This is a genomic window from Pseudoalteromonas sp. Isolate6, assembly GCF_022398435.1.
GTDB lineage: Bacteria > Pseudomonadota > Gammaproteobacteria > Enterobacterales > Alteromonadaceae > Pseudoalteromonas > Pseudoalteromonas galatheae.
Window position 1 is genome coordinate 25230 of record NZ_JAKEVK010000031.1, and the last position, 10068, is coordinate 35297.

Consider the following 10068-nt stretch of genomic DNA (forward strand, 5'->3'; position numbering starts at 1 on the left):
GTATCAGCTTAATTTAATCGAATTGGCCAGCCTTGGAGGCTGAGATCTTGCTCAATATCGGCGTTTAATAGTTTACCTTCAAGCTGTATCTCACCATTGCCGTTGATCGCAATGCTGCCATTTTTGGTTTTGACACAGACTTTTTGCTCGCCATTTAGCACCACAGTGCCGTTGTTATTTGTTACCGACGCTGCCGGAAAATCTTGCGGTGCAGCTAAGCGACCAATAACGATAGGCATTGCCACACTATGAAGCAACACTTCATCGTCAATACTTACGCGTGTCACGCTGTCTAGTTGACCTTTAACCTTCATTTCTACCTTTGATTCGTCACACTTCACTTGTAACACTTTGCCTAATTTATCAATGGCGGATACACGCCATACGATGTTGCTTAACGACGGAGGAAATTGTACAACATTGGTTTTCATAGACTTTGCTCCCTGCTTAGTTATGGCTAATTGCTGAGCCAGACACTGAAATATTGCTGGCGCTTAAGTTCAAGTTGTTCGCATCGATAGTAATATTACCTGCCGCATCGATTTCTATTTTTCCGCCGCCTTGAGAGAGCTGAATTGAGCCGCTACCTTGGCCAACGATAGAAATGTTTCTATCGGCATTAATGGTCAAGTTACCATTTTGCGCCGCAAGCTCAACATTACCATCAACGCTGAAGTAACTGATGTCTTGCGCTGCCTCAAGATTGATGGATTGCTGCGCTTCGAATTGAATATTGCTGTCAGCAGACTGAATTTTAATGTCGGTGTCTGCGGTGAGTTGAATCGCCTCTTTGGCATTGATCTCAATATTGGACTCAATACTTTGGATATACACCGCATCTTCTGCGCGAATGCTTATTTCTTTGTCGGCTTGTGCCACAATATTTGCTCGTGATTGCAGCGTCATCGCTTCTTTCGATTTAATATCGATGTAACCTTTTTTGGTTTCAAGCTTGATAAATTCGCTGCCTTCGGTGGCATTAAATTCGAGTATATTTTCTTGTGCTTTGGTGAACAATTGGATTTTCTCTTCGCCTTGTTTGTCATCCATCAACAAGGTGTTTTCTGCCTTTGTCACCAATTTATTTTCAGTCGCATTCTCAGCAGTAATCGGGCTTAGCGCTTCATCGTTAAATAGCGCACCGAGAATGACCGGTCTGTCTAAGTCACCATTTTCGCCCGCCACCATAACCTCGGTTCCTTTGTTTAAAGGAAAGTGCATGCCGTGCCCGCCAGGCCCACCATAGTGCTGCATAAGTCGAGTCGGTTTACTCTCTTCCCCTTCACCATCTTGGTTAAATGGCAGCTTGACTTTATAGCGCCCTTTGTCATCCACTTCTTGCTCAATCGTGGCGTTAAACGATGCAAAGACCTTTTTACGCTTAATCACAGGCGCTTTAAACTGCACATCAATTGGGATAATCGTCGCTTGGTTTTTATAGGTTAAGCCTTTTACCTTGGAACCGTATTCAACGCTACCGCCTTGGCAGCCTTTATGAGCAACAGACACCACTAAGTAACGACCGCTGTAATTAAGGTGATCGGTTATGGTTAAAGCGACACCCGGACGAAGCGCCCGACAGTCGGTATCGATAACAAAAAGGTTTCTCTGACAATCAATGCTTTGCTGGTGCACTTTGGTAAGCGTATCGCCATCTCCTTCAGTCATGAAGTTTTCAGCAAATATACTGTCTTCACCAAAGCCGCCCACCTCTGTTTGATTATTGCTATTAACAGACAGTGCACAGCCTTTTTCATAGTCTTCGTCATACAGTCTAAAGCCGCTATTTAGTAGGCTCGCCTTTTTAGAAAAGGCAAAAACAGACTCGCTCGGCCTAACCTGTCCAGTAGGTGACGCGTAAGGCAAAGTTATCTCTTCCATCTCTGAAGAAAAATCACTGCTGCTGCCAAACACTGACAGATTGGCTTGACTGCCCGTTGACTCTGTGCTGCCGTAAACAAAACCGTAGCGGCGCATTAGACGCGTCACAAAGTCAAAGTCGCTTTCGTCATACTGCACTGTCATAGCAAGGGTTGGCGATGATGCCTTTAGTTGCAATTTTCCTGACGGGAACCCTGCCTTGTCTAACACACTTTTAACGATGGCATCCGCAGACATGTCGGTAAAAACACGATTTGATCGTTGATGTTTGAGCAACACCAAAAGTGATTGAAAAGATAAGGTATACACGTAGCCTTGATGACTGCGACCATGGCAAACATATTCGGTAATAATTCCCGAAACCGTTCTGTCAGACATAGCCCACGTAATGGAAAATGTAACATCTTTACCAATCACCAGATCAGGCTCAATTAGCTCTTCACTTAACACCTCAATATCGAAGCGATAGTCACTGCATAAGCTGTCATTGTGTGATTCAAAACTCAATACTTTAAATAAACTTCCTGATAGCCCCGCAATTTCGATTGCAAAGTGACTTTCGTTTGCCTTAGGCAGTTTATCGGCAAGTGATGCTAGCATTTCCATTTTTGTCTCCTTACTCGTATCTACCGTTAGCTTAAGTCGGCGAATACGGCTTCAATTTCACCATTTTCATCCAGTGTCAGCGTCAGCAGGTCTGGCATATCTTCTTCGCTCATAAAGCCCAAAATTGAACGAGCGATCCCAGGTAAAATTTGTTGTTCAATTGTTGCGTTAACCAATCGTGCGCCGCTATCAGACATAGCGCATTTATCGGCTAGATAATCTAGCGCTGTTTGATCTACGCGCAGTTGTATTGCGTGATTGTCATGAAGTCGCGCCGCGACCTTCTCAAGCTTTAGTGCCACGATATGTTTTAACACATCGGTATCTAGCGGGAAGAAAGGCACAACCTGCATACGCGCTAAAAGCGCAGGTGCAAAATGCGCGAGCAAGTTTGGCTTAATTAAGCTGACTAGCTGCTGAAAGCTCGGTCTCTCAAACGGTGTTTCTTGTTCGTTGTTGTCTTGTGCTTCTTCGTCTTCGGGTACGCCTTGCTGAATGATCCCATCCACCATTTGTTGCATGGCCTGCTGCTCGGTTTCTGGTGTACAAGCATTGATGATTTGCTCAGCCCCTAAATTAGAAGTCATGATGATAACCGTGTTTCTAAAATCGATTTCACGCCCTTCACCATCACGCATTACACCCATTTCAAACACTTGGTAAAACATATTCATGACATCTGCGTGGGCTTTTTCCACTTCGTCAAGTAACACCACAGAATATGGACGTTGGCGCACAGCTTCGGTTAACACCCCACCTTCACCATAACCCACATAACCCGGTGGTGAGCCTTTGAGTTGTGATACCGTATGTGCTTCTTGATATTCACTCATGTTTATTGTGGTTAAGAATTTTTCACCACCAAATAGTAGCTCGGCTATGTGTTTTGCGGTTTCGGTTTTACCAACCCCTGAAGGACCCGCTAATAAGAATACACCCAGCGGGCCAGATGAGGCCGATACACCCGCTTTTGCAACCCGTAAGGTTTTTGCAATCGCAGTCAATCCAGCATTTTGACCCACAACGCTTTGTGCCAGTGATTGCTCAAGCTTAAGTAAGTTCTCCAGCTCGTCTTTCACCATGTTACCAACAGGGATCCCAGTCCAACTTGCGATCACTTGCGCTACCGTATCGCTGGTCACTTCGGAGAAAATCGCATTATCATCTTGATTTAACGCAGCAAGCGCTTGTCTAATCGCAGGTTTCTCTTCGTCACTCGCACCGTGTAAGGCGTTATAAGTATCAATTTGCAGCTCACGGCTTTGCTCAAGCTCAGCAAGCTGCTCTTGGGCTTGTGTAAGCGCATCAGTGAGGCTTTGAATGCAAGTTTGATCTGCAATCCCAAGCTTTGACTCGATTGCCAAGCGTTCGATTCTGCTTTGATAGTAACGGATCTGCTCTTTGGCTTTATCAATCACCACAGGCGACGTTGCCGGTCCCATTCTGACCATTGCAGCCGCAGTATCTAGTACATCAATAGCTTTGTCAGGTAATTGTCTACCTGTAATATATCGTGCAGACAAACTAACCGCGGCTTCAATTGCGCTGTCTGTGATTTGAATTTGATGATGCTTTTCGTATTTCTCTTTAAGACCCGTGAGCATAAGCTTTGCGGCTTGCTCGGTTGGCTCATCGACTTTAATTAATTGAAACCGGCGTTCAAGCGCAGCATCGCGCTCAAAATATTTTTTATATTCACTCCATGTCGTTGCTGCAAGTGTTCTTACTTCTCCACGAGCAAGTGCAGGTTTTAGTAGGTTTGCGGCATCTCCCATGCCAGCGTCGCCACCAGCACCAATCAAGGTATGCGCTTCGTCAATAAATAAGATAACAGGGGTCGCTGAACTCTTTACTTCATCAATGACTTGTTTAAGACGACGCTCAAATTCACCTTTTACGCCGGCTCCGGCTTGTAGCAGCCCCATATCCAGTACGCAGATCTTAACTTCTTTGAGTTCTGGCGGAACTTGCCCTTCAACAACGCGCTGAGCAAGCCCTTCTACCACTGCCGTTTTACCAACACCGGGCTCACCGACAAAGATAGGATTATTTTTGCGGCGACGACACAACACATCAATTGCGAGACGGATTTCTTCGTTGCGCCCAAGAACCGGGTCAATTGCACCAGAACGTGCTTTTTCAGTGAGGTCTTCACAAAATGATTCTAGCGCGCTTTCACCTTGTGAACGGCTATTCGACACCGTGTTGTCAGCATTTGGCTTACTAAATACTTGACGCTCAGTCGAGCCTTTACAGATCTTGTTTAAATTCTGCTTTAAGAAGTGCGTATCAATCTTGTCGAACTCGCGCGCCAGTCCAAATGCAGGGCTGTATATCGCCATGTCTTTGAACGAGTCAATCAGCGCAGCTCCTGTGATCCAATCATTTTGATGGCGCATATTTGCACTGAGCCATGCTTTTTCTAACCACTCATAGAGGCGACGGGAGAAAACCGGCTTGCTCGGGTTACCAGCATCTTGTTGATTGATAAATTCTAGCGCGCTATTCCACAATGCGTCTTGATCAACTTCGAAGAAAGGTAAAATCTTCGCAACATCGCCGTCATTGTGCTCTTCCATTAACTTTAATAAGTAATGCTCTGGTAGCACTTCAAAATGCTTTCGACTCGCTGCGAATCCTGCTGCAGCTTCTAACGCTGTCGCGCTGTGATGATTGAGTTTGTCTATGAGATTCTTTATGCCTGTTGCGTCCATCTTTTAATCCTTGCTATTCCCGTTCGCATTAAAACTGTGATTGTGAATATATTTTCTTCTCTACGCGTGCGTTAACTTTACCTATCGCACAACTTATCCCAAGCTTGCCAGCCCCTAATCGAGTCCCCTCGCGTGCTTGGCGATTGATCTGTACTAACAGCTGCCAGTTCATTTTGGTGGAGGTGTGCCAATTTAATAATTGTGATAAACGTTTCGCCTTTACACCACCTGGCTCATATAGGTGCGCCTCAGCCTCGTCCATTGGACCAAGCTCAATGCAAATACGATTGCCGGTAACCAGTACGCGTTTACCCAATACGCCATTGCCACCCAATGAAAAACCGCTATGTTTTGACCCTAGCTTGCCCGCTTCAGTAATACCTTCCCATTCAACGATATTGTCTTTAATCGTTAAGCTTTCATCTTGTAGCGCTTGCTTTAATACTTGTTCAAGCCCAGCAGCACTGGTTTGTTTAGCACTAATGAGGTTTAGTTTGCTTTTATCTGACTGATTATTTTCAAATACCGCAGCAACTATCTGGTCAAATTGCTGCGCGCCAATGCCGGCGAGATTAATCTGAGACTTTTTCCAACTTTGAAATAGCTGGCAATACAGTACATGATTGAAGAGATCTAAAAATGCACGTGTTCTAGCTCCTATCTCCTCGTCTCCTGCGGCTTGTTCTAACAAGTAGTGCGGCATCGCAGCATCAACGCCATACAAACCGAGGAATGATGTTTCGAGCCTTAGCTTGCCTCGTTGCTTTACTTGTAATTCGCAGCGTCTAACATCTGAAGCTGGAAATCCAAGTTCCTTATAGGGGGCAATTTCAACGCGATGACTGTGGCCACTTTGTAACTCGTTATTGCTAGCCCAGTGCTGTTCAATAAGCGTTAGCGCCTTGTACAAACTAAAACGCCAAGGTGTTGCCATCAATTTAGCGATTGGCTCTGGCAGTTTTGCCCAAATAGGTTGGTTTTGCTGCTCCATCATTTACACCTGATAACTATCGCCTGCAGTCACATCCCACTCCCACTCGTGGTAACTTGGCAGCAGCGTTACTCGGGTTTTTAAGCACTCGTTGATTGGTGCATATAGTTTAAAGAACTGATGCAACACATCGCAAAAATGGTAAGCGTCGGCTGTACAAACAAAGCTCTTTTCGTTTAGGGTTAAATGTATCTCTATTCCTTTAACAAACACGCCCTTTTGTAGCAATGAGATAGGTTTAGACTCAGCGCCTTGGATGCTCTCGATACGATTTCGATTTTCAGATCGCTCCGACCAATCAAACAGCGCCAATAGCTTTTTCAGCTGGGTTGGTTCCGCAAGTTGAGAGAAACGCATATTCAACAAGCTAATGAGCTGCCAATGTAAAGCCTGATCAGGAGAATTAAGCAACTTGCTCGGTCTTACGACATTTTTAACGCTAAGTACCGACGGTACATCAGCGCTTTGTGCATTGATATCACCCTCTTGCAGTGTTTGCCTTGGCCACGCCGCGTTATGTGCCAACAGCTCAGTCGATAAAGTAGTAATATCACCCACTTCTTGCATTGAAAGCTGAATGTATGTCTGTGGCGATACCCCGCCAATATCGCGGCTTATCAGTGAATACAAATGGGCGTTATCTTCATATACCGTGCTATATCGAGAAACAAAGTCGATGGCTTCCCCAGTGCTACTGCTTGCGCCTTGTACCGACTTAACGCTATAACAAAAGCTCTCTCCAAGCTTATTTTGCACTGGATGTAGTTGGTATTCGGTTTGGTTTTCACTGACTCGGATAGGCTCGGCATCTACCGGATAGATATTTACCGCGGGTACACAATTAAGCAGAATATTATCTGCGTTTACTTTGTTACCGGGCGGTAATTTAATATCACTGGCTATTTTGATGCTGATAGTATTAGTGTCTGGATCAATATTTAGCGTATCCAGTCCCGTTAGTTCAACAAAATAGAACTTTTCACGAGAGTTAAAGTAATCAAGTAGCAAGGCATAAGCGGGATGACTCTGTTCGCTGTTCGGCAGCATTCCGGTGCTGTCTTTATGAAAAGCTGCATCTATTTTTGACTTGTTCAAGGTATATTGCGTCGTACTTCCCAACCTTCCAGTCTCAACCTCTATCGCTGCGTTTGGGTTCTTCATCATTTGATAAAGACTGGCACAAAGCGGCGTGTCACCACGTAAATACACCCGCAATTTAGAGAGATCGTAATCATCTAAACTGCCTTGGCCTAACCGCTTGAGGTGCAAGTTTAACGTCGCACCAGTGTGGATCTCATGATAGTCCACAGAATAGATCTCAAACGGCAGCACTTTCGTTTCTGCGGTGGTAGTAAAGTGACAAGCCACAGGAGCGTTGTCACTTTTATGGGAAGAGATTTTCGCGCCTTTTGGCACACTCACCAACCCTTGCATGGTGAGTTTTGGCGCAAACTCTAACACCGTCGTAGACGGATAGTAGTTTAATAATATTGGGCAAATCTGTCTGAGTACTTGCTCAGACACTTCAGGTAGCGTCTCGTCCAATCGCTTTTGCGTAAATGCCGTTAAATAAGCGACTCCTTCGAGCAAGCGCTCAACATGGGGATCTCTATCCTTTAATGCGTCAATATTTAAAAAACCGGCATGTTCAGGATACTGCTGAGCAAATTGTTTACCTGCTTGTGTTAACAGCCTCATTTGCGCATCAAAATATTGCTGCATATCCATTAGTCTGCTCCTCCTGCATTGACGTTTGCTTTACCACCTGACGCAAACTTAGTATTCAATCTGATTATCTCGCCGGTTTTTAATTGCGCTCTTATCTCAAATCGAATCACACAGTTTTCCTCTTTTATGTCGATGGGTCGAACGATGAGGTTGGTAATTCTTGGTTCGTACTTTTCTATGGTTCTTTTTACTTCATTGGCAAGTGTTTGCTGCGAATAAGGTAGCCCTTCATATAGATCTTCCACATCCGGTAAACCATAATCGCCTAAATGCTCAAGCACTCCCCTACGCGCATTCAATAGTTGCGTTAGGTGTTTACATACGCTATCGCTTAGATGTGATAAATTGTTATCACTATAGGCTTGGCGTGATGGCTGAGCTAGCAAATCAAATAAGGCCATAGAAAAATACGCTCTCTATTCATTGCACGAACTAGTATAAGCTTGAAAAGGAGGCCAACAGGCCTCCAACACTCGAAATTAACGACCTTCAGTCCATGAGTCAGAGAACTCAATGTTACCGTCTAGGTACGTCCAAGTGATGCGCTTGTAGCGCATGTGCACTGTTTCAAGGTGAGGATAACGCTCTTTATCCAAATCTTTAACGTTGTGCATTGTTGGCGTGATTGAAGTGATTTTCACGTCTTCAAGCGTATGGCGGAAGTACTCACGCTCAGTACCAGTGTCATCAATACGGTACCATTTAAGCTCAAGTTGCTTTAATGTTTGACCGTTTGAACACGCTTTGTACATGTACGGAGTAGCAGCATCCACAGCTTTTGTGATAACAAAAGGCTCGTGCTTACGAGTACCTGTTAGCTCGCCCGTGTCGTTATCAGTTGGGATACGCAATTCGTGATCGAAATGCAAAATCTCAATTGAACCTTCACGCTCAGCTACAGTTACTGAACCTTTAACGTCGTTACCTTGGTCGTCCTTTAACCACATATACGCTGGAATTGCCATTTTTAATTTCTCCTTTTAAGATAAGATGTTTCCTAATTATTAAAGGCATTGATCAAACGCGTGTTTTTCACGTTTGATCCCCAAACAAAGCGCCACGCTTTATGCCAATTTGGGAACATGTCCCAAGTTGGTGGCAGCCAACTTGGGGCAATCTTTCACTACATGTTATAAGTCACCACGTAATTCCATCACTAACGTCGCCGCATCAAATGGCGTTTTTAGTATATCCAGCTGCAAAAAGTGCTGCTGGACCGCTTCGGGTAACTGTTTAAATTCGAATTCAGCTCGAAGCTCTTCATTCCATCTATGCGTCACAAAACTGTCTACCGTGATTAACTCATCCTTTGGCGCCGTTTGATTGTAGTGCTCAACCGCCTTTAAAAAGTAAACATCATGGTCTTGCATACAATCATTAAGCGTTAAGTAATGCAGATAATTGACAGCCTCTACAACTAATTCTGTCTCCAATTTATCTACTTTTAACTGACTTGGCGTAACTCGTGGAGCATACTCAAAACACGTTTCCATCGCCGCAGTATAAGAGATAGCAGCTTCTTGCAATTTCTTTTTTGCGAAAAAGAGCTCAGGTGTCAGCCCTTGACTATAAGCAAAGTTAGTCACTAGAACTGTACTTAACACCATCAACCAGCTACATATTTTTCGTTTAAACATGACAATCCATTGCCTTATCGCTTTTTTCTAGGGCTATCTCAGCCTTAGATATGTTTATTCGTTTTTATCAGTGGCTTTTATTTATACTTGCCTTTTGACCAACGAGCTTAAGACGCACGTCAATTCCACAGTTTAACGCATGCACTAAAGTGCATCATGGAAGTATAAATCGTTTTAACTTTACTCAGCTTTAATGGGTTCTCCTATAAAGCTTCCGTACTTAAGTACAGGCAGGGAGAATAAAATTAAAAACCAGATTACATTTCCAAAAAACAACATTTCAGACGAAGTATAACCGCCTAAGTAAAATTCATTTAGTAAACTGTAAATATTTACAAACCACCATACCAAAACTACCAAACACCATGTTCTTTGGCTTAACATACGCACTTGTAAAATCAGCAGTAAGTTTGCTACCAACACTAATCCATCAGTAATAAGAACGACAACTTCTACAAGTGAAACCCTAATCTCAGACAAGATTAAAAATTGATTTTCATATATTGAAAAT

The 10068-nt window shown here is 44.0% G+C and carries 9 protein-coding genes; all 9 read right to left on the minus strand.

The annotated features are described in order from the left end of the window. Positions 1-8: 8 nt before the first annotated feature. Positions 9-431 carry a hypothetical protein gene (locus tag L1D50_RS06895; protein WP_128728166.1) on the minus strand — a complete coding sequence of 141 codons (423 nt, stop codon included), beginning with the start codon at positions 429-431 and terminating at the stop codon, positions 9-11. A 16-nt stretch (positions 432-447) separates the two neighbouring features. Beyond that, positions 448-2487, minus strand: a complete 2040-nt coding sequence (tssI, locus tag L1D50_RS06900; RefSeq protein ID WP_239965774.1) for a type VI secretion system tip protein TssI/VgrG — start codon at positions 2485-2487, stop codon at positions 448-450. Between the two features lie 26 nt (positions 2488-2513). Further along, positions 2514-5201, minus strand: coding sequence for a type VI secretion system ATPase TssH (gene tssH / locus L1D50_RS06905; protein WP_128728168.1), 2688 nt, complete (start codon positions 5199-5201; stop codon positions 2514-2516). Positions 5202-5229: 28 nt separating this feature from the next. Further along, positions 5230-6195, minus strand: coding sequence for a type VI secretion system baseplate subunit TssG (gene tssG, locus L1D50_RS06910; protein ID WP_239965775.1), 966 nt, complete (start codon positions 6193-6195; stop codon positions 5230-5232). Next, complete coding sequence (gene tssF, locus L1D50_RS06915) at positions 6196-7920, minus strand: type VI secretion system baseplate subunit TssF (protein ID WP_128728169.1); 1725 nt, start codon at positions 7918-7920, stop codon at positions 6196-6198. Continuing rightward, positions 7920-8321 (minus strand): type VI secretion system baseplate subunit TssE, encoded by a 402-nt coding sequence (tssE, locus tag L1D50_RS06920; protein WP_039495807.1) that lies wholly within the window; start codon positions 8319-8321, stop codon positions 7920-7922. The genes tssF and tssE overlap by 1 nt, the downstream gene beginning before the upstream one ends. 78 nt (positions 8322-8399) lie before the next feature. After that, entirely contained in the window at positions 8400-8885 is a 486-nt protein-coding gene (locus L1D50_RS06925) for an Hcp family type VI secretion system effector (protein WP_010377064.1), read from the minus strand. A 165-nt stretch (positions 8886-9050) separates the two neighbouring features. Further along, entirely contained in the window at positions 9051-9557 is a 507-nt protein-coding gene (locus L1D50_RS06930; RefSeq protein ID WP_193554584.1) for a hypothetical protein, read from the minus strand. 180 nt (positions 9558-9737) lie between these two features. Next, a partial coding sequence (locus tag L1D50_RS06935) for a hypothetical protein (RefSeq protein ID WP_239965776.1) occupies positions 9738-10068 on the minus strand: 331 nt, incomplete at its 5' end.